Here is a 25,251-nt window from a genome sequence, read left to right as displayed (position 1 = left end):
GTGTTAAGCACGCCGCCAGCGTTCGTCCTGAGCCAGGATCAAACTCTCCGTGAATGTTTACCGGTAACCCGGTCGACACCACGAGAGCGGAACAGTCAGGCGGAATAGGCCCGACCGTTCACAGCGTCCTCGCTGTGTTTTTTCAAAGGAACCTCGACCATCGGAAACCCGATGGACGGGGTATCAACATATCTGGCGTTGACTTTTGGCACGCTGTTGAGTTCTCAAGGAACGGTCGCTTCCTTTGTACTCACCCTCTCGGGCTTTCCTCCGGGCTTCCCTTCGGTGTTCCCAACTCTACCAGCGTTTTTCCGTCCCTCTGACCACCACCCTGCAGGCATGCAGAAGGTGATCCCGAGATAGGATCTGGCAAGTTGGGTGCTGCCGGGCCAGGATGCGAGGTCGCGTCACTCCGCCCCGTGCAGGAGTACGACTGTACACGGGGCCTCTGAGTCGGTGCAAATCGATGGAAGGGGTGGTCTAGACCTCTAGTCGGAAGCTATCGTGCGGAACCGGCACTTCCTGTGACATACGCTGCTGCTCAGTGCACCGTCCGGGACAGGCAGTGACGGCCCATATGAATCTCCACCCCTGGGAGGCTTCCCATGACCACCGTGACGTCCCCGCTGGTAGGACGCGCCATCGGACTGGCCGCCGTACCGGATCCGGTCTTCTCCGGGGCCATGGTCGGCCCGGGCACCGCGATCGATCCCGTGCGTGAGCCGTCCGAGGCCGTCTCGCCCGTCGACGGCGTGATCGTCTCTCTGCACCCGCACGCCTTCGTCGTCGTCGACGAGAGCGGGCACGGTGTGCTCACCCACCTCGGCATCGACACGGTGCAGCTCAACGGCGAGGGCTTCGAGCTCCTCGTGAACAAGGGCGACACCGTCACCCGCGGCCAGAGCATCGTGCGCTGGAACCCGGCCGCCGTGGAGGCCGCCGGCAAGTCCCCGGTGTGCCCCGTCGTGGCACTTGAGGCCACGGCGGAGGCCCTGTCCGAGCTCCGTGAGGACGGCGATGTGAAGGCCGGCGACGCTCTCTTCGTCTGGAAGTGACGTCGGCGCCGTCCCTGGACGGCTGTCAGGACAACCACCGCGGCGGCGGGACCCGCCGCACTATCGGAGACGGGTGAGATGGAGACAACGCTGCGAGGCGTCGGCGTGAGCCACGGTGTGGCGATCGGCGAGGTTCGGCACATGGGAACGGCGGTGCTCGAACCGCCTGCCAAGCAGATCCCGGCGGACGAGGCGGAGCGTGAACAGGGGCGCGCTCGCAAGGCCGTCGAGGCTGTCGCCGCCGATCTGACGGCGCGCGGCAATCTGGCGGGGGGCGAAGCTCAGGCAGTGCTCGAGGCGCAGGCCATGATGGCCCGGGACCCCGAGTTGATGGCGGACGTGGACCGGCGCATCGCCGTCGGCAGCACGGCGGAGCGCGCGGTGTACGACGCGTTCGCCGCCTACCGTGAGCTGCTCGCCGCGGCGGGCGAGTACCTCGCCGGCCGCGTGGCCGACCTGGACGACGTGCGGAATCGTATCGTCGCCCGTCTGCTCGGGGTTCCGATGCCGGGCGTGCCGGACAGCGACGAGCCGTACGTGCTGGTGGCGCGGGACCTCGCGCCGGCCGACACGGCTCTGCTGGACCCGACGCTGGTGCTCGGGTTCGTCACCGAGGAGGGCGGGCCGACCAGTCACAGCGCGATCCTGGCGCGGGCGCTCGGTGTGCCGGCCGTGGTGGCGCTGCCCGGCGCCGGGGAGCTTGCCGAGGGCACGGTCATCGCCGTGGACGGCAGCACCGGTGAGATCTTCGTGAACCCCAGCGAGGAGAAGAAGGAGCAGCTGACGGCTGCGGCGGCCGAGCGCAAGGCCGCGCTGGCGGCTTCCACCGGTCCCGGCGCCACCGCGGACGGGCACAAGGTGCCGCTGCTGGCCAACATCGGTGGTCCGGCGGACGTGCCCGCGGCGGTCGAGGCGGGTGCCGAGGGTGTGGGTCTGTTCCGCACCGAGTTCCTGTTCCTGGACGACAACAAGAACGCGCCGTCCGAGGAGAAGCAGGTCGAGGCCTACCGCCAGGTGCTGGAGGCTTTCCCCGAGGGTCGCGTGGTCGTGCGGGTCCTGGACGCGGGTGCGGACAAGCCGCTGGACTTCCTGACCCCCGCCGACGAGCCGAACCCGGCGCTCGGTGTGCGTGGGCTGCGCACGCTGCTCGACCACCCGGAGGTGCTGCGCACGCAGCTGACCGCCCTGGCCAAGGCCGCCGAGGGCCTGCCGGTGTATCTCGAGGTCATGGCTCCGATGGTGGCCGACCGCGCGGATGCCAAGGCGTTCGCGGACGCGTGCCGTGAGGCCGGGCTGCGGGCGAAGTTCGGCGCGATGGTCGAGATCCCCTCGGCCGCGCTGCGGGCGCGCTCCATCCTTCAGGAGGTCGAGTTCCTGTCCCTGGGGACCAACGACCTCGCGCAGTACACCTTCGCCGCCGACCGTCAGGTGGGCGCGGTCTCCCGTCTGCAGGATCCGTGGCAGCCGGCGCTGCTCGACCTGGTCGCGCTGTCCGCCGAGGCGGCGAAGGCCGAGGGCAAGAGCTGTGGTGTCTGCGGTGAGGCCGCGTCCGACCCGCTGCTGGCGTGTGTGCTGACCGGTCTGGGTGTCACCTCTCTCTCCATGGGTGCGGCGTCCATTCCCTATGTGCGGGCGACGCTGGCGAAGTACACGCTGGCCCAGTGCGAGCGGGCCGCCGCCGCGGCCCGGGCGGCGGACAGTGCCGAGGAGGCGCGGAACGCGGCGCAGGCGGTGCTGTCCGGCGAGTAGGCATCGCACGGCGCGAGGCCGTGGCCGGTACCGAGGGGCGTCCCACCTGCGGGTGGGGCGCCCCTCGGGCGTTCAGTGGCGGTGGCCCGGTGCCGTGTCCTCTTCTCCGAGGTCGGGTGGCTCGCAGTAGTCGACGTCGGACTCGGGGGAGATGAGTTCTCCCGTTTCGATGTCGTTGCAGTAGGCGTCGAAGACCTCGCCGGCGCTCAGGGGCTGGAATGCCTGGCCGCGCAGCCGCCAGCCGTAGACACGGTCGCGCTGGCCGGGGTTGCTGGTGCGCATCACGAGTCCGCCGGGGCTGTGGGTGCCGAGGCCGAGGGCGAGGACGGTGGTGAACTCGAGGGCTTCGGCCTCGTCGAGCCGGGTGGAGCCGTTGCCCTCGTCGTCGGCGTGGAGGACGGAGATCAGGGTCTCGGGGGTGCCGGAGACGCTGACGACGAGGTGGCGGTTGCCGGGTGGGGCGGTGTCGAGGATGCGGGCGAGGAGCCGGGAGGCTCGGGCGAAGGCGGCGCGGCCGATGTCCTCGCCGCAGGTGGCGCAGGTGCCGAGGCGGGCGAGGAGGGTGGCGGCGTACTCCCAGGTCGCCTGGCGTACTGCCTCGTCGACGAGGGCGGGGACCAGTTCGTCGAGGGGTTGCCCCTCGTAGGGAAGGGTCGTGCCCGTGCCGGCGAGTTCGGCGGTGAAGCGGGTGCGGCTGGCGGGCAGGTCGGGGTCGAGGTCCATGTCGGCGCAGAAGTCGGCGTACTCCTGCGGGTCGAAGAGGGCGACGGTGGTGTGGCCTCCCTGGGCGGCGCGGCTCCTGAGGAAGTCCTCCATCTCCCGGAGGTAGGCGGTGTGGTCGTCGAAGGTGAAGGTGCGGTAGCGCCGCATGGCGCGGAAGTCGTGCTCGTCGGTGAGGAGTCCGATGGTGCCGGCCATTTCGCGGCGCAGGACGTGTCGGACGGTCTGCTGGTCGGTGTGCGCCATGTTTCCCCCTGTGCGCGGTCGATCAATGCTCACTCACAGTAACCGGCCCCACTGACAACGGGCTGTGGGTGAGGCGCTCGCGGACCAGGCGGTGCTGAACGATGCAGGTCAGGGCGATGACGGTGCCGAAGCCTGCCCAGCCGAGGGGGCCGGTGGTGATGGCCGCGGTGACGGCGAGTGGGCCGACGCTGCGTTGGGCGGACTGGGCCAGGCCGTGGACGCCGAGGTAGGTGCCCTGCGCGGTCTCGGGGGCGAGGGCGACGGAGAGTTCCCAGGAGACGGTGGCGTGGAGCATCTCGGCCAGGGTGAAGGCGACGGCCGCCGCGGTGAGCAGGAGTGTCGAGGTCACCGTCGAGCCCGTGGCTGACAGGGCCATGGTGGCGCCGCCGAGGGCGAAGGCGGCGGAGAGGGGGATGAGGAGGGCGCGGGCGGCGGCGGTCGTGGCGCCGAAGCGGGCGAGGGGGACCTGGAGGGCGACGACCATGACGTTGTTCAGCACCAGGAGCAGTGGTGCCAGGCCGTGCGGGGCGTGGCTCGCGTGGGCGATCCACAGCGGCAGGCCGACCTTGAAGACGGCGTCGTCGAGGAAGAGGACGGTCTCGGTGGCGACGTAGGCGAGGTAGGTGCGGTCGCGCCACGGGCCGGTCGGCTCGGTCGTCGGTGTGGTGGCGGTCGAGTCGGTGACGGTCCGCGCCCTGGACGGTGGTTCGGCGCAGCGCAGGGTGAGGAGTGCGGAGGCGACGAAGGAGAGGGCGTCTCCGGCGAGGAGCCCCTGGTAGGCGGTGGTGGTGCCGAGGGTGAGGGCGGCCGCCGCGGCGAGGCCGCCGACGGCCCAGCCCGCGTTGGCGAGGGTGCGGTGGACGGCCTGGTAGCGGACGCGGTCGGGTCCGGCGATACGGGTGGCGTAGAGCCGGGTGAGGACGCTGGAGGCGCGGTCGCCGAGGCCGCCGACGGCGGAGCAGACGAGCAGCAGGGCGTAGTGGTCGGCGGCCAGCAGCGCGAAGGAGGCGAGGGCGCGCAGGAGTTGGACGGTGATCAGGACGCGGGTGAGGGGGAAGCGGTCGGCAAGGTGGCCGCCGATGGGGGCGCCGGCGATGCCGATGGCTCCGGCGGTGGCGGCGAGGGTGCCGATCTGGGCGACGGAGAGTCCGGAGACGTAGGTGAAGTACAGGACGGAGACGGAGGCCCACAGGCCGCTGCCGATGCGGTCGACGAGGGCGATGGCGAGCATGCTGCGGCCGTCGCGTCCTCCGGGTATGCCTTCCCACCATCCGGCTGCGCGACGGATCGGCTGCACTGCTCCCCCTTGCGTCCGACTTTGTATTGATACATAGTTGGCAACGTGGCAACACAATATGGGATTCGTGGTACGACGGCCAAGGGAATTGCCGCGTCGGTCGAACGCGGCGTGGCGGAGGGGGACTTGGGGCCGGGGGTGGCGCTGCCTCCGGTCCGGCGGCTGGCGGACGAGCTGGGGGTGAGTCCGGGGACGGTCGCGACGGCTTACAAGGAGCTGCGGCGGCGGGGCATCGTGGTCACACGCGGGCGGGGCGGGACGGTGGTCGCAGCGGCGCCGGCGGTGGCCTCGCGACGCCCGCCCAAGGTGCCCGACGGCCTGCGCGACCTGGCCGGCGGGCACCCCGACCCGCGGCTGCTGCCGGCTCTGGCACCGCCCACACAGCTGTCCCCGGGCGCCCGCTCGCACCGGGCCTCCCCGCGGCTGGAGCGGCTGGAGGACGCCGTGCGCGACTGGCTGCGGCCCGACGGCGTACCCGTGGAGCACGTGACCTTCGCGCACGGTGCGCTCGATCTGATCGGGCGTCTGCTGGCGGTGGAGCTGCGCCCCGGCGACGCCGTCGCGATGGAGGATCCCGGCTATCACCATCTGCTGGACCTGGTGGCGGCGCTGGGGCTGCGGATCGTGCCGGTCGCCGTGGACGACGAGGGGATGCGTCCCGAGGCGCTGCGCGGCGCCCTGCGGGCGGGTGCGCGGGCCGTCGTGTGCAGTCCGCGGGCGCAGAACCCGTACGGCGGCAGGTTCTCCGCGGCGCGCCGGGACGCGCTGGTGGAGGTGCTGCGGAGCGAGCCGGACGTGCTCGTGGTGGAGAACGACCACGCCTCCGCGATCGCCGGCGCGCCTCTGAGGACACTGACATCGGCAGGGCTCGGCCGCTGGGTGCACGTGCGGACGGTCAGCAAGTTCCTCGGGACGGATCTGCGCTGGGCCGCCGCCGCCTGTGACCCGGTGACGCTGGCCCGGCACGACGGGCGGCTGCTGCTCACGTCCGGCTGGGTCAGTCATCTGCTGCAGGCGACGGTGCTGGGCCTGCTGAACGACACCGCCACGCGCGCGTTGGTGGCTCGCGCCGAGGAGACGTACGCCGAGCGGCGCGGTGCGCTGCTGCGGGAGCTGGGTGAGCGGGGCATCGCGGCGCACGGGGTGAGCGGGATGAATCTCTGGGTGCCGGTGCGGGACGAGTCGGCCGTGGTGAACGGGCTGCGCTCGTACGGCTGGTGGATCGCGGCCGGCGCGCGGTTCCGGCTGTCGTCCGAGCCCGGGGTGCGGATCTCGGTGGCCGAGCTGGAGCCGGCCGACGCGGCGCGGCTGGCCTCGGACTTCGCCTCCGTGCTCGGCGAGTCCGAGGCCACCTACGGTGGGTGACCGGCCGTACGGTCAGGCGCGCTTGCGGGCCAGCTCCTCGTAGAAGTGCAGCAGGTCGAGGTTGTCGATCGAACCCGGGTTGACCGCCTTCTCCAGCGGGGTGCCCTGGAGGAGGCGCTTGACGGGGACCTCGATGCGCTTGCCGGTGAGGGTGTGCGGGACTCCGGGCACCTCGATGATCTCGTCGGGGATGTGGCGCGGGGAGAGCTGCTCGCGGATGGTCTGCTTGACGCGGTTGACGAGCGCGTCGTCGAGGACGGCCCCGGGGGCCAGGTGGACGAACAGGGGCATCCAGTAGCCGCCGTCGGGCTGCTCGATGCCGATGACCAGGGATTCCTTGATCTCCGGCAGGCGTTCGACGGCCTCGTAGATGTCGGCCGAGCCCATGCGGACGCCCTGCCGGTTGAGGGTGGAGTCGGACCGTCCGTGGATGACGACGGAACCGCGCGAGGTGACGGTGATCCAGTCGCCGTGCCGCCACACGCCGGGGTAGGTGTCGAAGTAGCTGTCGTGGTACCGGCTGCCGTCGGGGTCGTTCCAGAAGTGGATCGGCATCGACGGCAGCGGGTTGGTGACCACCAGCTCGCCGACCTCGTCGGTCAGGGGCTTGCCGCTCGGGTCCCAGGACTGCAGATCGGTGCCGAGGCAGGGCGCCTGCAGCTCACCGACGTACACCGGGAGGGTCGGGACGGCGCCCGCGAAGCAGGAGCACACGTCGGTGCCGCCGCTGACGGAGGCGATCCACAGGTCGTCGCGGACCTCGTCGTGCAGCCAGCGGAACCCGTCGGGCGGCAGCGGTGAGCCGGTGGTGGCGACGCACTTCACCCGGGTGAGGTCGAAGTCGCGGGAGGGGTGGACGCCCGCCTTGCGGCAGGCCATGACGTACGCGGCGGAGGTGCCGTAGAGGGTGGCCCCGGTGCGTTCGGCGACCCGCCACTGGGCGCCCGTGTCGGGGTAGCCGGGGCTGCCGTCGTACAGGACGATCGTGGTGCCCGTCAGCAGGCCGGAGACCAGGAAGTTCCACATCATCCAGCCGGTCGAGGTGTACCAGAAGAAACGGTCCTCGGGGCCGAGGTCGCAGTGCAGGCCGAGCTGCTTGAGGTGCTCGACCAGGATGCCGCCCTGGGACTGGACGATCGCCTTGGGCAGGCCCGTCGTGCCGGAGGAGTACAGCACCCACAGCGGGTGGTCGAAGGGCACCTGCTCGAAGACGGGCTCGGTGTCCGCCGAGGTCAGCGCCGCCCACTCCAGGGCCCCCTCGGGGGCCTCGGTGCCCAGCAGCGGGATGTGGACGACGGCGCGCAGGGTGGGCAGCTCGCGGCGCAGCTCCGCGACCGTCTCACGGCGGTCGTGCTCCTTGCCGCCGTACCGGTAGCCGTCGACGGTGAACAGCAGGACCGGCTCCACCTGCTGGAAGCGGTCGAGGACACTGCGGGCGCCGAAGTCGGGCGCGCAGGAGGTCCACACGCCGCCGACGGCGGCCGTGGCGAGCAGGGCGACGACGGCCTGGGGGATGTTCGGCAGGTAGCCGCTGACGCGGTCGCCGGGGCGTACGCCGAGGGCGCGCAGTTCGGCGGCGAGGGAGCCGACCTGGCGGCGCAGCTCGGACCAGGTGGTCGGGCGTACCTCCTGGCTCTCGTCGACATGGAGCAGGGCGGGTTCGTCCGGGCGGGTGGCGGCGGCCCGCAGGGCGTGCTCGGCGTAGTTCAGGGTCGCGCCGGGGAACCACTCGGCTCCGGGCATGGCGCGGTCGCCCAGCACGCGCGCGTAGGGGGTCGAGAACCGTACGTCGAACCATTCTGTGACGGCCTTCCAGAACGTCTCCAGATGGTCGACGGACCAGCGGTGCAGCGCCGGATATCCGCCCTCGGCGGGTGCGCCGTGGCGTTCGGCGGCCCAGGCCTGGAACCTGGTGACCTGTGCCTGGGCGGCGAGGTCGGGATCGGGCTGCCAGAGCGGCTCGGGGTTCAGGGTCGACATGGTGCGGCTCCCGGACTGTGCGCGTCGTGTGCGTCCTCCGCGCACGTGCTGGGGTGTGCGCGTGACGCGGCTGACAGGGACGATGCCATGTGATCGACTCCCGCACCAGGGTGTGCTCCACATAGTCCGTGTCGTGACGATGTGGTGCCGGCACGGGTGAACGGCAGTTGAACGACACCCGCGCGCGGGGCGGTCAATGGCAGGGTGAGCAGCATGAACGGTCGTGACCTGGTGCGTTCGGTGAGGTGGATAGGTTCGGTGGGGGCTGCACAGAGGTTGCGGACCGTGCGGGCCGCGTGGCGCAGGCGGCGGGTCGACGCCAGGGGTCTGCCGCGGCGGGGTGCGGAACGGGCCCGGGTGCCCGGTGTGCTGCAGGGGGCGGAGCCGGGGCCGGGTGGGGGTGTGGTCCGGTTCAGCCGGTCGGAGCTGCGCCTTCTCGTCGCCGTGAACGGCGCCGTGTTCTGGGGCTGGGACGGAGCGGAGCCGGAGCCGTCGTACGCGCTGGCGGGCCGCTGTCCGGAGCCGGATCCGCGGGCGGTGCTGGAGCCGGACAAGGACGGCGGCTGGCGGGTGGTCGCGGAACGGGTGACGGTGGCCGTCTCCCGGCACGGCGCGGTCGAGGTGCGGACGCCCGGCGGGGTGACCCTGCGGCGCGATCTGCCGCCTCGCTGGTGGGAGCCGGTGGACGGGGGGCCCGCGCGGTGGATGCTGCGCTCCGAGGTGGCGGCGGACGCGCGCTTCTTCGGGCTCGGCGGGCGGTCCGGCGGGCCCCGGCTGCGGAACGGCGCCTACCGGCTGTGGAACACCGACCCGGGCGGGTCGTTCGGCCCGGGGGACGACCCGCTGTACCTCACCATGCCGGTGCAGGTGGTCGTCGCGGACGCGGCGACCCACCTGGTGTTCCACGACAACTCCTGGGACGGCACGGTGATCCTCCGGGAGGGCGAGGAGGGCGCCGGTTCCGGTCACGACCGGGCCGGGACCAGCGAGCTGCGGATGCAGGGCGGTCCGCTGCGCTGCTGGGTGATGGTCGGCACCCCCGCGCGCGTGCTGCTCACCTGGGCCTCGCTGACGGGGGCGCCGGCGCTGCCTCCTGCCTGGGCGCTCGGGCACCAGCACGCGCGGTGGGGCTTCGGCAGTGAGCAGGAGGTACGGCGGATCGTCGTCGGCTACCAAGAGCGCGATCTGCCGCTGGACGCCGTTCACCTGGACATCGACCACCTCGACCGGCACCAGGTCTTCACGGTCGACAGCGAGCGCTTTCCCAAGCTGCCGCAGCTCGCCCAGGATTTGCGGCGGGACGGCGTCCGGATGGTGTCGATCGTCGACCCGGCGGTCAAGGCCGCGCCGGGCAACGCCGTGTACGACGCCGGCACCGGTCTGGACGCGTTCGTGCGGGACGCCTCGGGCCGTCTCGTGGACGGGCTGGTGTGGCCCGGTACGTCCGTGTTCCCCGACTTCACGCACGCGCGCGTGCGCAAGTGGTGGGGCGGGCTGTACGCGGAGCGGCTGGCGCAGGGCTTCTCCGGGTTCTGGCACGACATGAACGAGCCGGCGTCGTTCGTGGCGTTCGGCGAGACGACGCTGCCGCGGTCGGCCCGGCACGCCCTGGAGGGGCGGGGCGGTGACCATCGCGAGGCCCACAACGTGTACGCGCTGTGCATGGCCAGGGCGGCCTACGAGGGCTTGCGGGAGCTGGTGCCCCATGAGCGCCCGTTCCTGTTCTCGCGCTCGGGGTGGGCGGGCATGCAGCGCTACGGCGGCACCTGGTCGGGGGACGTGGCCACCGGCTGGCCCGGGCTGCGGGCGTCGCTGTCGCTGGTCGTGGGGCTGGGGCTGTGCGGGGTGCCGTACTCGGGGCCGGACGTCGGCGGCTTGACGGGGAGTCCGTCGCCGGAGCTGTTCCTGCGCTGGTTCCAGCTCGGGGCGTACCTGCCGCTGTTCCGCACGCACGCGAGCATGCGGGCCGGGCGCAGGGAGCCGTGGGAGTTCGGGGCGGAGGTGTTGCGGCACGCGCGCGTGGCGTTGCGGGAGCGGCGCCGGCTGCGGCCGTACTTCGTGACGCTGGCGCATCTGGCGCGGCGTACGGGGGCGCCGTACGTGCGGCCGGTGTGGTGGGGGGCGCCGGAGGACCGGGCGCTGCGCGACTGCGAGGACGCCTTTCTGCTGGGTGACGCCTTCCTGGTGGCGCCCGTGCTCGGGCCGGGCGCGGACCGGCGTGCGGTGCAGCTGCCCAGGGGGCGGTGGTACGACACCGTGACGGAACGCGCGTACGAGGGACCGGGGCAGGTGCTCGTGGACGCTCCGCTCGCGCGGATCCCGGTGCTCGCGCGCGCGGGTGCCGTCGTGCCGGTGCGCGGCGAGGACGGCGGGCTGGAGCTGGAGGTGTGGGCGCCGGTCCGGGGGCGGACCGGGGGCGGGCTCGTGGTGCGCGACGCGGGGGACGGGTGGGAGGAGGCGGAGATCGAACGGTACGTCACCCGTTGGGAGGGGCGGCGCCTGGTGGTCGAGCGGGAGGGTGAGGACGGCCCGCGGGAGCCGTCCGTCCCTGTGCGGCTGCGGGGGCTCACGCAGGAGTGAGCCACGCGGGGTGAGGTCGGTCCGGCCCGGCGCGTGCGGCCCGGCGCGTGCGGCCCGGCCGGGCCGGTCAGACGTAGCGGCCCTCGAACCAGGCGCGTACCGCCAGCGTGTGCAGCGGGAAGGCGAGTTCTTCCGGCCTGCGCAGCAGGTGCCAGCCCTCCGTCTCGTCCGTGGCGGACGAGGCGGGCAGGCCGTCGGCGGGACGTTCCGGCAGGAGGCCGAAGAGCAGCAGATGGCCGTCGGGTGAGCTCATGGCGTCGACGAGGCGGACGTCGCGGGCGGCGGCGTCGATGCCCGTCTCCTCCTTCAGCTCGCGGACGACGGCCTGCCGCCAGTCCTCGCGGTCGTCGATGTAGCCGCCCGGCAGGGCGATGCCCCCGCGCGCGGGTGCGACGGTGCGGGTGATGACCACCAGGGACGTGCCCTGGGTGTCGTACACGGGCTGGAGGGCGACGGCCACCGGCAGCGGGTTGCGGTAGGCGACGGTGCCGCAGGCCGGGCAGGTGCGGGGCCAGCCGGTGACGCCCTCTCCGTAGGGCGCTCCGCAGCTCGAACAGTGGGAGTCCGGCCCGGAATGGGAAGAGGAATGCAGGTTTTCGGACACGCGCGGACTGTATCCGATCACGGAGAGGGCGTCTCCCGGAACGTATTTCTCAGGCGGCCGGGTGGCTGTCCTTCAGCGACCGGGCGGAGACGGGGAAGTCGAAGTAGGTGTCCGGGTAGGGCTCCGGCTTGAAGGTGTAGTGCCACCACTCCTCGGCGAGGTTCACGAAACCGAGGCCCTCCAGCGTGCCCTTGAGCAGCAGCCGGTTGGCGCGCTGTTCGCCCTGGATGCGGGGATCGAGCGTGTGGGCGAGCGTGTCGAAGCAGTCGAAGCCCGTTCCCATGTCGACGGAGTTGTCGGGGAAGCGCTCGTCCTGCGGGGCGTAGCAGGGCACGAGGGTCTGGCCCGGGACGTACGGCCGGGTCGGGCGGGCCGGGAGCCGTACGACGGTGAGGTCCACGGTGGAGCCGCGGCTGTGGCCTGATTTCGCCGCGATGTAACCGTCCTCGAACAGCCGGGTCTTGTCGACGTTCGGGTAGAACTCCGCCTTCATCCGCTGGTCGTCGAGGTCCTCGGCCCAGCGGACGAAGTGGTCGACGGCGCGCTGCGGCCGGTAACAGTCGTACACCTTGAGTGTGTAGCCCTGGCGCAGCAGCTTCTGCTGGGCGCGGTGCAGGGCCTCGGCGGCGGGGCGGGTGAGGATGCACAGCGGCTGGCGGTAGCCGTCGATGCGCTCGCCCACGAAGTTGTGCGGGGTGAAGTAACGCATCTCCTCGATGATCGTGGGGTCCACGGATCTCAGGGCCACGAAGTCAGCGGGCGCCGTGGGCTCGGGCGTGGCCCGGGCGGGGGCTGTGGCCGTGGTGACGGCGAGGAAGGTGACGAGCGCGGTGACCGCGCCACGCAACGCCCGCGAGACGCCTGTGAACCGGGTTACGGGACGGGAGAGTTGTGTCATGCCCTCTGCATCTATCAGGTGGGTGCGGCCGGGGGGAAGAGATCGCAGGCGCGGAAGGCGTCGACCGCGCATCAGTACGCTGGGTGATCGGCTCGGAATCCTGCGTGAACGTCTCATGAACTGGGCCTGGGCGCCCGCGGGCGGAGCCATCATGCTCCCGTGCGCTCCTGGACGGACTCTCTCCGCTTCGCCTTCCAGCCTGTGGTCAACCTGACCACCGGAGGGGTCGCAGGGCTGGAGATACTCGCCCGCCCGGAGACCGGCGACATTCTCGCCGAGGCTCGCCGCGACCCCGAACTCGACCGCGCGCTGGCGGTGCTGGCGGTGCGTACGGCGCTGCGCCGGGAGACGCTGCTGCCGCTGCACGTGAACGTCTTCGCCGGCACCCTGGCCGATCTCGGCGGGCTCACCACGCTGCACGACGCGGTGCGGGAGGCGGGGCGGCTGCCGTGGGAGGTGACGATCGACATCGGGCCGCCGTACACGCATGTGCCGCAGTCCGCGCTGCTGGAGGCGGTGTCGGCACTGCGCGGCCAGGGCTTCCGGATCGGCGCGGACGGCGTCGGGGACGGGGACGTGCCGCTGCGGCTGCTCACCGACCTCGCGCCGGACCTCGTGAAGCTCGACGCGTCGCTGCTCGGCCGGCCGGCGGCGGTGCGGGCGATGCGGACGCTGTGCGAGGAACTGGGCGCCCTGCTCGCGGTCGAGGGCGTCGAGACCGAGGCGCAGTGCGCCGCGGCGCTGGCGGCGGGGGCGCAGCTGGCCCAGGGCCACCTGTTCGCGCCGCCGGCCCGCCTGCCGGCCGCGGACGTATACGTTCCGCCCCGCTCCCCCGGTGTCCTGGCACGGCCCCGGTCGGGACCGTCCGTACGGGAGTTCGTGCGGCCCGCCGCGCTGCTGCCCGTCACCGCCTCCGCGGGACAGGTGCGGGCCCTGTTGACCGGGGCGCCCGAGGTGTCGGGCGTCCTGCTCGTGGACCGGGCCGGCGTGCCCGTACGGTCGGTGCACCGGTCCCGGTTCCTGCTGTCGATGTCGGGGCGGTACGGGCATGCCCTGTACGCGGACCGGCCCGCCGCCAAGCTGGGCGATCCCCCGCGGACGGTGGGCATCGACGCGACCGCGTGGGAGGTGCTGGACGTCGTCGCGGTCGGCGACCGGGACCGCACCTCGGACGACGTGGCCGTCGTCGACCGAGGCGGGCGGTGCGTGGGCGTCGTACGCCTGGCCGACCTGGTCCGTGCCCTCGCCGAGAGCCGGGTCGAGGAGGCGGCCGGGCTCAACCCGCTGACGCGGCTGCCCGGTTCGGACGCGATCACCGGCGAGGCGGACCGGCGGATCGCCGACGGGCGCACGGTCACACTGAGTTGGCTGGACGTCGACCACTTCAAGCGGGTCAACGACGGGGCCGGGTTCGCGGCGGGCGACGAGCTGATCCGGTCGGTGGGGCGGGCGTTGCAGCGCGCGGCGGACGGCGCCACGCGCGTGGGGCACATCGGCGGGGACGACTTCCTGGTGCTGGCGGATCCGGAGGGACTCGGTCCGCTGGCCGCCGCCGTGCTGGACGCGTCCTGGTCGGCGGGCGGGCTTCCCGTCACCTTGTCCCTGGCCACGGTGGTGTGCACGCCGGGCAGCGTGACGGACCACCGCGAGGCGGCGGCGTGCCTCGCGCCGCTGAAGAAGGCCGCGAAGGCGCTGCGCGGGGCGAGTTGGGTGCTGGGGCGGGCGGGGACGCCCGGGTACGAAGTGCTGCGGGGTGTGGTGGGCGGCGGGGAGGCGGGCGTCGAGGGGGCTCAGGCGCAGCGGGAGGGGCAGGGTCGGGGAGACCGGGTGCAGCCCGTGGTGGCGGGGCCTGAGGCGGGGGTGGTGGGGGCTGGGTGAGGGTGCCGGGGCGGGGTGCCCGTCGGTGCGAGGGGTGGGCGGGCGCCGAGGGCTGCGCCAACCGTTGCGGTCGGCGACCTTGACGCCCCCTGGGTGCCGGTGAACACTTCCCGTTGTCGGCCGACATCGCCGTACATTCTCGGCTTATCCACGCACTGCGCCCTGCGGGCTTCCTGCGCCAAGGCCCGCTCCCCCACGGGGCGGTTCGGCTGCCACAGCACGCTCGTCGCGGACGCCGGGCGGGGTTCGGGCCCCCTCCTGCTCTGCCGCGGGCACCGCCACGGGAGCCATGGGAACGCACCCTGCACGGAGCACCGGGGTCCAGGGCCCCGGGCCGGGCCTAGGAGCCGCCATGAGCAACGGAGACATCTTCGTCGGCGAGATCATCGGTACGGCGATTCTGATCCTGTTCGGCGCGGGCGTCTGCGCCGCCGTCACCCTCAGATACTCCAAGGCACGGGCCGCGGGCTGGGTGGTGATCGCGTTCGGCTGGGGGTTCGGCGTCCTGGCCGGCGCCTACACCGCCGCGCCGCTGTCCGGCGGGCATCTCAATCCGGCCGTCACCATCGGCATCGCCGTGGACACCGGGAAGTGGGACAAGGTCTGGGTCTACCTGCTGGGGCAGATCGTCGGCGCCATGCTCGGCGCGGTGCTCGCCTACCTCGTGTACTTCGCGCAGTTCCAGGCCAACGTCCGTACCGAGGGCACCACCGAGGGCACCGAGGACGAACCCCTTCCGACACTGGGCATCTTCTCCACGATCCCGGAAATCCGCAGTCCGGTCGCCAATCTGATCACGGAGATCATCGCGACCGTCGCCCTCGTCCTGCCCGTCCTCGCCTTCGGCCTGACCAAGGGCCTCGGTGAGTCCGGCACGCTCGTGCTGATCGTCTCCCTGCTCGTCGTCGGCATCGGCCTCTCGCTCGGCGGGCCGACCGGCTATGCCATCAACCCGGCGCGTGATCTCGGCCCGCGCATCGTGCACACCTTCCTGCCGATCCCCAACAAGGGCGGCTCCGACTGGGGTTACGCCTGGATCCCGGTCGTCGGACCGCTGGCCGGAGGTGCCCTCGCGGGCCTCATCTACAACGCAGCCTTCTGATCCCGAGCCCAAGGGGTAGCCATGACGGACCTTGGCGAGAAGTACGTCGCCGCGATCGACCAGGGCACCACGTCCAGCCGCTGCATCGTCTTCGACCGGAGCGGCGCCATCGTCGCCGTGGACCAGCGCGAGCACCGGCAGATCTTCCCCAAGCCCGGCTGGGTGGAGCACGATGCCACCGAGATCTGGTCCAAGGTGCAGGCGGTGGTCGCAGGCGCGCTCGCCAAGGCAGGACTGCGCGCCGAGCAGCTCAGCGCCCTCGGCATCACCAACCAGCGGGAGACGACGGTCCTGTGGGACCGGGCCACCGGCAAGCCGGTGCACAACGCGATCGTCTGGCAGGACACCCGGACCGCGGGCCTGTGCCACCGGCTGGGCGGCACGGACGGGCAGGACCGCTTCCGTGAGCGGACCGGGCTGCCGCTGGCCACCTACTTCTCCGGCCCCAAGGCGGCCTGGCTGCTCGACAACGTGCCCGGGCTGCGCGACCGTGCCGAGCGCGGTGAGATCGCCTTCGGCACCATCGACTCCTGGCTGATCTGGAACCTCACCGGCGGCACCGACGGCGGCCGGCACGTCACCGACGTGACCAACGCCGGCCGCACCATGCTGATGAACCTCGAAACGCTCCAATGGGATTCCTCCATCCTCTCCGCGATGAACATCCCCGAGGCCGTGCTCCCCGAGATCCGGTCCTCGGCCGACGTGTACGGCACGGCCGTCGGGCAGTTGTCGGGTGTGCCGGTGGCCTCGGCGCTCGGCGACCAGCAGGCGGCGGTGTTCGGACAGGCCTGCTACGACGTCGGCACAGCGAAGAACACCTACGGCACGGGCAGCTTCCTGCTGCTCAACACCGGCAACCGGCCGGTGCCGTCGAAGAGCGGACTGCTGACGACGATGGGGTACAAGATCGGCGGTGAGGCGCCGGTCTACTGCCTGGAGGGGTCGATCGCGATAACGGGTGCGCTGGTCCAGTGGTTCCGGGACCAGCTCGGCATCATCCGAACGGCTGACGAGATCGAGCCCCTCGCGGCGAGCGTGGAGGACAACGGCGGCGCGTACATCGTCCCGGCGTTCTCGGGTCTCTTCGCGCCGTACTGGCGCTCCGACGCGCGTGGCGTCGTCACCGGGCTGACCCGGTACGTGACGAAGGCCCACCTGGCGCGGGCGGTGCTGGAGGCGACGAGCTGGCAGACGCGTGAGGTCGTGGACGCCATGTACCAGGACTCGGGTGTGCGGATCACGACCCTCAAGGTCGACGGCGGGATGACGAAGAACAACCTGCTGATGCAGCACCAGGCGGACGTGCTCGGCGTCCCGGTGGTCCGGCCGAGGGTGTCGGAGACGACCTGCCTGGGCGCGGCGTACGCCGCGGGGCTCGCCACCGGTGTGTGGAACGACCTGGACGAGCTGAAGGCGCACTGGCAGAAGGACGTCGAGTGGACGCCGGCGATGGAGGCGGAGGTGCGGGACCGCGAGTACCGCAACTGGCGCAAGGCCGTGGAGAAGAGCTTCGGCTGGGTGGACGAGGAGGGGAACGACTAGGTACGCGCGCGTGCGGGTGCGGTGAGTTCCGCAGACCGCGCGCGGTGCACTCCGAGGCTGCGGCCCGTACCCCGGTCGGCGGGGGTACGGGCCGTACTCGGTCCACGCGCTCCGCTCGTCAGGTGGTGACGGTCTGGCGGCGGTCCGCGGACCGGGCCATCGCGTGCTCGACGACGCCGATGAGGACGTCCTTCACCGAGGCACGCTCGCGTGCGTCGCACATCATCAGCGGCACGCCGTCGTCGAGGTCGAGTGCCCGGCGCACGTCGTCGACCGGGTAACGGGCGGCGCCTTCGAAGCAGTTGACGCCGACCACGAACGGTATGCCGCGGCGTTCGAAGTAGTCGACGGCGGCGAAGCAGTCCTCCAGGCGGCGCGTGTCGGCGAGGACTACGGCACCGAGGGCGCCCTCGGACAGCTCGTCCCACATGAACCAGAACCGTTCCTGGCCGGGCGTGCCGAAGAGGTACAGCACCAGGTCCTCGCGGAGGGTGATGCGTCCGAAGTCCATGGCGACGGTGGTGGTGTGCTTGCCCTCCACGCCGCTGGTGTCGTCGACGGGGCGCCCGGCTTCGGTGAGCGTCTCCTCGGTGCGCAGCGGCCGGATCTCACTGACCGCGCCGACCAGGGTGGTCTTGCCCACGCCGAAGCCGCCGGCCACCAGGATCTTGAGCGTGACGGGCTCGACCGGGGGCTTGCCGCGCTCAGAACGCCCGAGGATCATCGGTTTCTTCTCCTGCTCGATGGGGGTCGCCCGGCGGTGTGCCGTAGCCTCCGCCGCCGGGGGTTTCGATGACGAGTACGTCGCCGGGTGCCACGTCGGCGACATCGCTGCCGCCGAGTTCGGTCACCGTGCCGTCGGCGCGCTCGACGCGGTTGGCGCCGAGCGCGCCGGGCTCTCCGCCCGCCATGCCGTACGGGGGCATCCGGCGGTGCTGGGACAGCGTGGAGACCGTCATGGGTTTCTGGAAGCGGATACGGCGCACCGCGCCGTCGCCGCCGCGCCACCGTCCGGCGCCTCCGCTGCCGCGCCGGACGGAGAACTCCTCCAGGAGGACGGGCAGTCGCCACTCCAGGACCTCGGGGTCGGTGAGCCGCGAGTTCGTCATGTGCGTCTGTACGACGTCGGCGCCGGGGAAGCCGTCCCCCGCGCCGGAGCCGGAGGCGACGGTCTCGTAGTACTGGTGGCGGGCGTTGCCGAAGGTGACGTTGTTCATCGTCCCGGAGCCCTCCGCCTGCACGCCGAGGGCCGCGTAGAGGGCGCCGGTGATCGCCTGGGAGGTCTCCACATTTCCGGCGACGACGGCGGCGGGCGGTCGCGGGGCGAGCAGGGAGCCGGGCGGGACGATGATCCGCAGGGGGCGCAGGCAGCCGTCGTTGAGCGGGATGTCGTCCGCGACGAGGGTGCGGAAGACGTACAGGACGGCCGCGTTGACCACGGCGAACGGCGCGTTGAAGTTGGTGTCGAGCTGGGGTGAGGTGCCGGTGAAGTCGATGGTCGCGGAGCGCGCTTCCCGGTCGACGTGCACCCGGACGCGGATGACGGCGCCCGAGTCGGTCTCGTAGGCGTACGCGCCGTCGTCCAGGGCGTCGATGACGCGGCGGACCGCCTCTTCGGCGTTGTCCTGGACGTGCCGCATGTACGCCTGGACGACGTCGAGGCCGAAGTCGTCGATCATCCGGCCGACCTCCTCGACGCCTTTGTGGTTGGCGGCGATCTGGGCGCGCAGGTCGGCGAGGTTGGTGCGGGGGTTGCGGGAGGGGTAGGGCGCCTCGGTGAGCAGGCGGTGGGTCTCCTCCTCGCGGAAGCGGCCGTTCTCGGCGAGGAGCCAGTTGTCGAAGAGGACGCCCTCCTCCTCGATGGTGCGGCTGCCGGCGGGCATGGAGCCGGGGGCGATGCCGCCGATCTCGGCGTGGTGACCGCGGGAGGCGACGTAGAAGAGGATCCGGTCACCCTCCGTGTCGAAGACGGGGGTGATGACGGTGACGTCCGGGAGGTGGGTGCCGCCGTGGTACGGGTCGTTGACCGCGTAGGTGTCGCCGGGGCGCATGGCTGTGCCGCGGCGGCGGATCACCTCTTTGACACTGGTGCCCATCGAGCCCAGGTGGACGGGGATGTGCGGGGCGTTGGCCACCAGGTTTCCGTCCGGATCGAAGAGCGCGCAGGAGAAGTCCAGGCGTTCCTTGATGTTGACCGACTGGGCGGTGGACTCCAGCCGGGCGCCCATCTGCTCGGCGATGGACATGAAGAGGTTGTTGAAGACCTCCAGCAGAACCGGGTCGGCTTTCGTGTCGAGATCGGAACTCTCCGTGACCGCCGTGCGTTCCATGACCAGATGCCCGTCGTCGCGTGCCGTGGCCCGCCAGCCGTCGTCGACGACGGTGGTCGAGCCGGCCTCGGTGACGATCGCGGGGCCGGTGACGGTCCGGCCGGGAGGCAGTCCCTCCCGGCGGTGGAGGGGTACGTCGCGCCAGGTGCCGCCGGTGTGGAGGCGGACGGTCCGCGGTGCGGCCGGGGTGCCCTCGTAGGGAGCGAGGGCGGACAGATCGGGGGGTTCGGTGATGCCGGTGGCTTCGACGGAGAGGGCTTCGACGACGATCGGGCGGTCGAGGGTGAAGGAGTACGTGGCGCGATGACGCTCTTCGAAGGCGCGTCGCATCGCGCCGGGTTCGGTCAGCTCGACGGTGAGGGTGGTGTCGGTGCCGTCGTAGCGCAGCTGTGCGCGGCGGGCGACGCGGATGCGGTCCTCCGGGACGTCCTCGGCGAGGAGTTCCGCGCGGGCGGCGGCTTCCAGGTCGTCGGCGGTTTTCCGGACGCCGGGCAGGGCGGCGGGCTCCAGGGGTGCCTCGACGGACTGCTCGCGCATGGCGGTGGTGTCGGCGAGCCCGATGCCGAGCGCGGAGAGGACACCGGCCATAGGGGGCACGAGCACGGTGCGGATGCCGAGGGAGTCGGCGACCCGGCACGCGTGCTGGCCGCCCGCGCCGCCGAAGGTGGTGAGGGCGTAGCGGGTGACGTCGTGGCCCTTCTGGACGGAGATCCGCTTCACCGCGTTGGCGATGTTGGCCACGGCGATCTGCAGGTATCCCTCGGCGACCTGTTCGGGGGTGCGGTCGTCGCCGGTCCGCTCGCGGATCTCGCGGGCCAGGGCGGTGAAGCGCTCGCGGACGAGGACGTCGTCGAGGGGCTGATCGCCGTCGGGGCCGAACACCCGCGGGAAGTGGGCCGGCTGGATGCGGCCGAGCATGACGTTGGCGTCGGTGACGGTGAGCGGGCCGCCGCCGCGGTAGCAGGCGGGGCCCGGGTCCGCGCCAGCCGAGTCCGGCCCCACGCGGTAGCGGGAGCCGTCGAAGTGCAGGACGGAGCCGCCGCCGGCGGCGACGGTGTGGATGTCCAGCATGGGGGCGCGCAGCCGGACCCCGGCGATCTGGCTGGTGAAGACGCGCTCGTAGTCGCCTGCGTAGTGGGAGACGTCGGTGGAGGTGCCGCCCATGTCGAAGCCGATGACCCGGTCGTGGCCGGCCAGCCGCGACATACGGGCCATGCCGACGATGCCGCCGGCCGGTCCGGACAGGATCGCGTCCTTGCCGCGGAACTGACCGGCCTCGGCGAGGCCGCCGTTGGACTGCATGAACATCAGGCGGACGCCCGTCAGCTCGTCGGCGACCTGCCGGACGTAGCGGCGGAGGACGGGCGAGAGGTACGCGTCGACGACGGCGGTGTCTCCGCGCGGGACCAGCTTCATCAGGGGGCTGACCTCGCTGGACAGGGAGACCTGCGGGAAGCCGGTGCGGGCGGCGAGCCGGCCGACCGCCTGCTCGTGGGCCGGATGGAGGTGGCTGTGCATGCAGACCACGGCGACGGCGCGAATGCCGTCGTCGTAGGCCTCCTGGAGCGCGCCGGCGAGCGTGTCCAGGTCGGGGGCGCGCAGGACGGTGCCGTCGGCGGTGATGCGCTCGTCGACCTCGACGACCCGTTCGTACAGCAGCTCGGGCAGGTCGATACGGCGGGCGAAGATGCGGGGCCGGTTCTGGTAGCCGATCCGCAGGGCGTCGCGGAAGCCGCGGGTGATGACGAGCAGGGTGCGCTCGCCCTTGCGTTCCAGGAGGGCGTTGGTGGCGACGGTGGTGCCCATGCGGACGGAGTCGACGGGGTCCGGGGAGTCGCCCAGCAGGGCGCGGACACCGGCGACGGCCGCGTCGGCGTAGCGCGCGGGGTTGTCCGAGAGCAGCTTGTGGGTCACCAGGCGGCTGTCCGGGCGGCGCGCGACGATGTCGGTGAAGGTGCCGCCCCGGTCGACCCAGAACTGCCAGCCTGTCACAGCCTCACCCCGCTTCCGCGCTGGTCACAGCGCACGCAGGCCGTTGATCACGTCGCGCAGAATATTCTCGTCGGGCAGTTCGGCCGGCGGCACCGGCCGGTTGACGTGGACGAACGCGCCGTCGACGAGGTCGCCGACGAGGACGCGCACGACCCCGATGGGCAGGTCGAGCTCGGCGGCGAGTTCGGCGACCGACTGCGGGGCCTTGCGGCACAGTTCGACGATGTCGACGTGTTCCGGGGAGAGCGTGGGGTCGGCTTCCGGATCGTCCGCGTGGGGTTCGGCGACGACCACCGCGATCAGGTCGAGGCGGTGCTGGGCCGCATGGGTGGTGCGGCCGCGCGTCATGGCGTACGGGCGGACGACGGGTCCCGCGTCGTCGTCGAACCAGTGGCGTGTTCCCTGACCGTCTGCGCTCATGCCATCCCACTACCCGCCCGAGGGCAGATCGGTGCGCGGGGCGGCACCCAGATGTACGCCGACCCGCTTCACCAGAAGGGTCATCTCGTAGGCGACCTGCCCGATGTCGGCCTCGGCGTCGGACAGGACGGCGAGGCAGCTGCCGTCGCCGGCGGCCGTGACGAACAGGAACGCCTCGTCGAGTTCGACGACCGTCTGGCGGACACTGCCGGCCTCGAAGTGGCGGCCCACGCCCTTGGCGAGGCTGTGGAAGCCGGAGGCGACGGCGGCGAGGTGCTCGCTGTCCTCCCGGGTCAGGCCCTTGGACACGCCCGTGGGCAGTCCGTCGCCGGAGAGCACGACGGCCTTGCGGATGCTCGCGACGCGGTCCACCAGGTCGTCGAGGAGCCAGTCGAGCTCCTTCTTGTCGGTCGTGTGGCCGGTGGCCTTCGGTGCGGTCATCGACCGTCCCCCTTAGTCGTTCCTCGTGGTGCTGTGCCGGTGTGGGCGTCGTCGTCCCCGGCGTTCTCCTCGCGGCCGCGCCGCCAGCCGCGCTGGAGGGAGGCCATACGGCTGCGTACCTCGTCGGCGTCCCGGTCGGCGGGTTGTGCCGACCGCTGGTCGGTGTGCCGGGCCGGCGGCTGCTTCAGCTGCGGTGCCAGGCTGGCCTGCCGGATGCGGCGCGGCAGGGGGCCGATGCCGGTCTCCTCGGGCGCGCCGCCGGTCGCCGTGGACCCGGCAGAGGGGCCGGCAGGCGGGGTTCCGGTCCCCTCGGACGCGGCACCTGTGTCCTCGCGCGCGGCGCTGGACGACGGTGCGGTGCGGCCGTCGGTCCCGGCGGCGTCGGCGGGGCCGCCGCCCGGCAGGGCGGTGGTGGGTCGTGCCCGCCTCGGCAGCGCGGGGACCGCGGGCTGGTCCGGGCCCTGGCCGTGGTCGTCCGGGGAGGGGGCCGGTTCGCTCGGGCGGTCGCCGGGGCCGGTGTCGTCGCGGAGCCGGCTCGTGGCGCCGCGGCGCCGGGTGGGCAGCGGCGTCAGTCCCTCGGGACCGGACCGGCGTGGTCCCGGCCGGTCCTTGTGCTCCTGTTCCGGATCGTCCGCATCGTCGCGGCGGGTCCGCTGGCCGGTGACCGGACGGCCGTGGGAGCTGACGAGCTTGGGGGTGCGGCGGCGGGGCAGCGGGACGGGCCCGCCCGGCTCGTCGGCGTCCGCCGTGTCGTCGGGCGAGGGGTGCGGGCCGGTACGCGGCCGGCGGCGCTCACCCGGACCGCCCGGGCCGTCCTGCGGCTCGGTCAGGAAGCCGCGCGGGCGGAAGAGACCGCCTCGCTCGGTCTCGGTGTCGTCGAGGGCGCCGGGGAAGTCGAGGGCGTCCAGGTCGACGGGGGTGTCCAGTTCGACGGGGCCGTTCAGGAGCGAGGCGGGCAGGCCGGGCAGGTGCGCCGGCACCCGGGAGAGCGTGGCCCGGCGGGTCTCGGCGGGCTTGGCCTCCTTCGCGGTCTGGGGCCGGTCGAGGCGGAAGCCGATGCCGTTGGTGTCCGGCACGTCGTCGGTGAGCAGCGCGTCCGGGAGGAAGACGACGGCTGTCGTGCCGCCGTAGGGCGAGGGCTGGAGGGACACCCGGACGTTCTGCCGCTGGGCCAGCCGGCTGACCACGAACAGGCCGAGCCGGTCGGTGTCGGACAGTTCGAACTCGGGGGTCTCGGCGAGGCGCAGGTTGGCGTCCAGGAGGGCCTCGGCGGTCATGCCCAGGCCCCGGTCGTGGATCTCCAGGGTGAAGCCGTTGGCGACCCGCTCCCCCACGACCTGGACGGCGGTGTGCGGCGGGGAGAAGACGGTGGCGTTCTCCAGCAGCTCGGCCACGAGGTGTGTGAGGTCGGCGACGGCAGGGCCGGTGACGGCGACCCTGGGCAGCCTGCGGACCTCGATGCGCTCGTAGTCCTCGACCTCGGCGACGGCGGCCCGTACGACGTCCATGAGCTGGACGGGCTTGCGCCACTGCCGGGAGGGAGCGGCGCCGGAGAGGATGACCAGGCCTTCGGCGTGCCGGCGCATGCGGGTGGTGAGGTGGTCGAGGCGGAAGAGGTCGGCGAGTTCCTCGGTGTCCTCGGTCCTGCGTTCCATCGCGTCGAGGAGTGTGAGCTGCTTGTGGAGGAGGACCTGGCTGCGCCGGGCGAGGTTGACGAAGACCTCGGAGACGCCGGCCCGCAGCTCGGCCTGTTTGACGGCGGCCTCGACGGCGGCGCGTTGCAGGGTGTTGAGGGCCTGGCCGACCTCGCCGATCTCGTTCCGGTCGTACTCCAGGCGCGGCACCTCGGTCTCCACGTCGACCTGCTCGCCGGCGGACAGCCGGCGCATCACGCTGGGAAGCCGGACGCCGGACGCCTCGTGGGCCTCCAGGCGGAGCTGGCGCAGGTCGCGGATGAGGGTGCGGCCGATGCGCACCGACAGGAAGAGGGAGACCAGCAGGGCGAGCAGGCCGAGGACGCCGGCGACGGCGGCCTTCAGGATGACGTTCATGGCGACCGGGCGGACGCGGTCCTGGTAGCGGTCGCCCGCCTGGTCGTCGAGGGCGCCGAGTTCGTCGAGGACGCTTGCGGCGGCGGTGTCCCAGGTCTTGGCGGTGACGCCGCGGGGCATGCTGCCGGGGGCGGTGGCGGCGACGGCCTGTTCGGCGGTGCGCAGCGGGGCGGTGGTGGCGTTCTTCCAGAAGCGTTCGTAGCGCTCGCGCTCGGCGACGGTCAGCTGCGGCAGGCTCAGGTCGTAGACGGCGTCGCGCTGGGCCGCGAGGTTCAGGACGGCGCGTATCTCGCTCTGGGTGAGTTCGCCGACGACCAGCGAGGAGCCGAGCAGGGCGTCCTCGCGGGAGAGGAGTTCGCGGGCGCGGGCGGCCTGGACGAGGGCGCGGTACTCCTTGTCCATCTCGGCGTCGTCGACCACGTCGAGGGTGGACAGCAGGGAGTAGCAGGGGTCGATGAGCCGGTTGTAGAGGTCGAGGGCCTGGGCGCGGGTGACGGTGCCGTCCTCGACCCCGCGGCGCAGGGAGTCGATGCCGTCGAACGCGTCCAGCACGGCGGTCAGGCTCTCGGTGTCGTCGCGGTCCAGGGCGTCGCGCACATCGGGGTCGGCTGCGTTGCGGCGGATGTCGGCGATGGCCTGGTCGGAGGCGGCACGGTTGCGGCGCAGCGCGGCCAGGGCGTCGGATGCCCGCGGGTCGGCGAGGTAGACGAGGGTCTGGCGGCGCTCCTGCTGAAGGACGCGGGCGGTGTCCTCGACGGGGTAGCCGAGGTTCTCCACCAAGGACGACACCTCGAACAGCCGGCTCGCCTCGCGTCCGGTGAGGATCGTGGCGAAGCCCCAGATGGCGGTCAGGGACACCAGCGGCACGAGAAGCAGCGCCACGATCTTCCGGCGGATCGACTTCCCGCGAAAGCGCATGGCCTCCCCCAGCTCGACCCCCCACCGGCAGGGGGTACACATGTGCGTCAACAAACGGCGCGAGCCTACTACCGACACAC

17 protein-coding genes are annotated in these 25,251 nt (G+C 72.3%); 7 read left to right on the top strand and 10 right to left on the bottom strand.

Annotated elements, in window-relative coordinates; genetic code table 11:
• Window positions 1-605: 605 nt before the first annotated feature.
• Both IE308_RS31390 and ptsP read left to right on the top strand, forming a co-directional pair.
• Window positions 606-1,055, top strand: coding sequence for a PTS sugar transporter subunit IIA (locus IE308_RS31390; protein ID WP_110626811.1), 450 nt, complete (start codon window positions 606-608; stop codon window positions 1,053-1,055).
• Between the two features lie 78 nt (window positions 1,056-1,133).
• Window positions 1,134-2,804, top strand: a complete 1,671-nt coding sequence (gene ptsP / locus IE308_RS31385) for a phosphoenolpyruvate--protein phosphotransferase (protein WP_190220483.1) — start codon at window positions 1,134-1,136, stop codon at window positions 2,802-2,804.
• A gap of 72 nt (window positions 2,805-2,876) precedes the next feature.
• Here ptsP and IE308_RS31380 read toward each other — a convergent pair whose 3' ends face one another.
• The gene (locus IE308_RS31380) at window positions 2,877-3,770 is read right to left on the bottom strand and encodes a DUF8829 domain-containing protein (protein WP_190220482.1); all 894 of its coding nucleotides are present in this window, start codon (window positions 3,768-3,770) and stop codon (window positions 2,877-2,879) included.
• 22 nt (window positions 3,771-3,792) lie between these two features.
• On the bottom strand, window positions 3,793-5,001 hold the full coding sequence (locus tag IE308_RS31375; protein WP_190220481.1) for an MFS transporter: 1,209 nt from the start codon (window positions 4,999-5,001) through the stop codon (window positions 3,793-3,795).
• A gap of 111 nt (window positions 5,002-5,112) precedes the next feature.
• On the opposite strand from IE308_RS31375, the gene IE308_RS31370 reads away from it, so the two are divergent.
• Complete coding sequence (locus tag IE308_RS31370) at window positions 5,113-6,432, top strand: aminotransferase class I/II-fold pyridoxal phosphate-dependent enzyme (RefSeq protein WP_190220480.1); 1,320 nt, start codon at window positions 5,113-5,115, stop codon at window positions 6,430-6,432.
• A 12-nt stretch (window positions 6,433-6,444) separates the two neighbouring features.
• Here the strand turns inward: IE308_RS31370 and IE308_RS31365 are convergent, their stop codons facing one another.
• Window positions 6,445-8,412 carry an acetoacetate--CoA ligase gene (locus IE308_RS31365; protein WP_110626816.1) on the bottom strand — a complete coding sequence of 656 codons (1,968 nt, stop codon included), beginning with the start codon at window positions 8,410-8,412 and terminating at the stop codon, window positions 6,445-6,447.
• Window positions 8,413-8,625: 213 nt separating this feature from the next.
• Here IE308_RS31365 and IE308_RS31360 point away from each other — a divergent pair, with 213 nt between their 5' ends.
• A complete protein-coding gene (locus tag IE308_RS31360; protein WP_190220479.1) occupies window positions 8,626-10,992 on the top strand; it encodes a glycoside hydrolase family 31 protein in 2,367 nt (788 codons plus the stop codon).
• A 67-nt stretch (window positions 10,993-11,059) separates the two neighbouring features.
• On the opposite strand, the gene IE308_RS31355 is transcribed toward IE308_RS31360, so the two are convergent.
• Together IE308_RS31355 and IE308_RS31350 are read right to left on the bottom strand one after the other, a co-directional pair.
• The gene (locus tag IE308_RS31355) at window positions 11,060-11,596 is read right to left on the bottom strand and encodes an NUDIX domain-containing protein (RefSeq protein WP_190220478.1); all 537 of its coding nucleotides are present in this window, start codon (window positions 11,594-11,596) and stop codon (window positions 11,060-11,062) included.
• 49 nt (window positions 11,597-11,645) lie between these two features.
• Entirely contained in the window at window positions 11,646-12,494 is an 849-nt protein-coding gene (locus IE308_RS31350) for a M15 family metallopeptidase (RefSeq protein ID WP_190220477.1), read from the bottom strand.
• Between the two features lie 159 nt (window positions 12,495-12,653).
• On the opposite strand from IE308_RS31350, the gene IE308_RS31345 reads away from it, so the two are divergent.
• The 3 genes from IE308_RS31345 to glpK all read left to right on the top strand — a co-directional run bounded on the left by IE308_RS31345 (window position 12,654) and on the right by glpK (window position 17,019).
• Window positions 12,654-14,372: a GGDEF domain-containing protein gene (locus IE308_RS31345; protein ID WP_229909268.1), complete on the top strand. Its 1,719-nt coding sequence runs from the start codon at window positions 12,654-12,656 to the stop codon at window positions 14,370-14,372.
• Window positions 14,373-14,724: 352 nt separating this feature from the next.
• Window positions 14,725-15,474: an MIP/aquaporin family protein gene (locus IE308_RS31340; RefSeq protein ID WP_190220476.1), complete on the top strand. Its 750-nt coding sequence runs from the start codon at window positions 14,725-14,727 to the stop codon at window positions 15,472-15,474.
• Between the two features lie 21 nt (window positions 15,475-15,495).
• Window positions 15,496-17,019, top strand: a complete 1,524-nt coding sequence (gene glpK, locus IE308_RS31335; RefSeq protein WP_190220475.1) for a glycerol kinase GlpK — start codon at window positions 15,496-15,498, stop codon at window positions 17,017-17,019.
• Between the two features lie 118 nt (window positions 17,020-17,137).
• Here the strand turns inward: glpK and IE308_RS31330 are convergent, their stop codons facing one another.
• Genes IE308_RS31330 through IE308_RS31310 form a run of 5 tightly spaced genes read right to left on the bottom strand, consistent with a single transcriptional unit; the run spans window position 17,138 to window position 25,171 of the window.
• On the bottom strand, window positions 17,138-17,743 hold the full coding sequence (locus IE308_RS31330) for a GTP-binding protein (RefSeq protein ID WP_190220474.1): 606 nt from the start codon (window positions 17,741-17,743) through the stop codon (window positions 17,138-17,140).
• Window positions 17,724-21,341 carry a hydantoinase B/oxoprolinase family protein gene (locus IE308_RS31325; protein ID WP_190220473.1) on the bottom strand — a complete coding sequence of 1,206 codons (3,618 nt, stop codon included), beginning with the start codon at window positions 21,339-21,341 and terminating at the stop codon, window positions 17,724-17,726. Before IE308_RS31325 ends, IE308_RS31330 begins: the two co-directional genes overlap by 20 nt.
• Window positions 21,342-21,365: 24 nt before the next feature.
• Window positions 21,366-21,761 carry a DUF742 domain-containing protein gene (locus IE308_RS31320; RefSeq protein ID WP_110626824.1) on the bottom strand — a complete coding sequence of 132 codons (396 nt, stop codon included), beginning with the start codon at window positions 21,759-21,761 and terminating at the stop codon, window positions 21,366-21,368.
• A gap of 9 nt (window positions 21,762-21,770) precedes the next feature.
• Window positions 21,771-22,202 (bottom strand): roadblock/LC7 domain-containing protein, encoded by a 432-nt coding sequence (locus IE308_RS31315; RefSeq protein ID WP_190220472.1) that lies wholly within the window; start codon window positions 22,200-22,202, stop codon window positions 21,771-21,773.
• Window positions 22,199-25,171 carry a sensor histidine kinase gene (locus tag IE308_RS31310; protein ID WP_190220471.1) on the bottom strand — a complete coding sequence of 991 codons (2,973 nt, stop codon included), beginning with the start codon at window positions 25,169-25,171 and terminating at the stop codon, window positions 22,199-22,201. The genes IE308_RS31315 and IE308_RS31310 overlap by 4 nt, the downstream gene beginning before the upstream one ends.
• Between the last annotated feature and the right edge of the window lie 80 nt (window positions 25,172-25,251).

Source organism: Streptomyces griseosporeus (genome assembly GCF_014656055.1).
Lineage (GTDB): Bacteria > Actinomycetota > Actinomycetes > Streptomycetales > Streptomycetaceae > Streptomyces > Streptomyces griseosporeus.
This window is presented reverse-complemented; position numbering and strand designations above follow the sequence as displayed.

Coding starts and splice junctions, on each gene's coding strand:
- IE308_RS31390 (WP_110626811.1), top strand. CDS start 606: ATGACCACCGTGACGTCCCCGCTGGTAGGACGCGCCATCGGACTGGCC.
- ptsP (WP_190220483.1), top strand. CDS start 1,134: ATGGAGACAACGCTGCGAGGCGTCGGCGTGAGCCACGGTGTGGCGATC.
- IE308_RS31380 (WP_190220482.1), bottom strand. CDS start 3,770: ATGGCGCACACCGACCAGCAGACCGTCCGACACGTCCTGCGCCGCGAA.
- IE308_RS31375 (WP_190220481.1), bottom strand. CDS start 5,001: ATGCTCGCCATCGCCCTCGTCGACCGCATCGGCAGCGGCCTGTGGGCC.
- IE308_RS31365 (WP_110626816.1), bottom strand. CDS start 8,412: ATGTCGACCCTGAACCCCGAGCCGCTCTGGCAGCCCGATCCCGACCTC.
- IE308_RS31360 (WP_190220479.1), top strand. CDS start 8,626: ATGAACGGTCGTGACCTGGTGCGTTCGGTGAGGTGGATAGGTTCGGTG.
- IE308_RS31350 (WP_190220477.1), bottom strand. CDS start 12,494: ATGACACAACTCTCCCGTCCCGTAACCCGGTTCACAGGCGTCTCGCGG.
- IE308_RS31340 (WP_190220476.1), top strand. CDS start 14,725: ATGAGCAACGGAGACATCTTCGTCGGCGAGATCATCGGTACGGCGATT.
- glpK (WP_190220475.1), top strand. CDS start 15,496: ATGACGGACCTTGGCGAGAAGTACGTCGCCGCGATCGACCAGGGCACC.
- IE308_RS31330 (WP_190220474.1), bottom strand. CDS start 17,743: ATGATCCTCGGGCGTTCTGAGCGCGGCAAGCCCCCGGTCGAGCCCGTC.
- IE308_RS31320 (WP_110626824.1), bottom strand. CDS start 21,761: ATGAGCGCAGACGGTCAGGGAACACGCCACTGGTTCGACGACGACGCG.
- IE308_RS31315 (WP_190220472.1), bottom strand. CDS start 22,202: ATGACCGCACCGAAGGCCACCGGCCACACGACCGACAAGAAGGAGCTC.
- IE308_RS31310 (WP_190220471.1), bottom strand. CDS start 25,171: ATGCGCTTTCGCGGGAAGTCGATCCGCCGGAAGATCGTGGCGCTGCTT.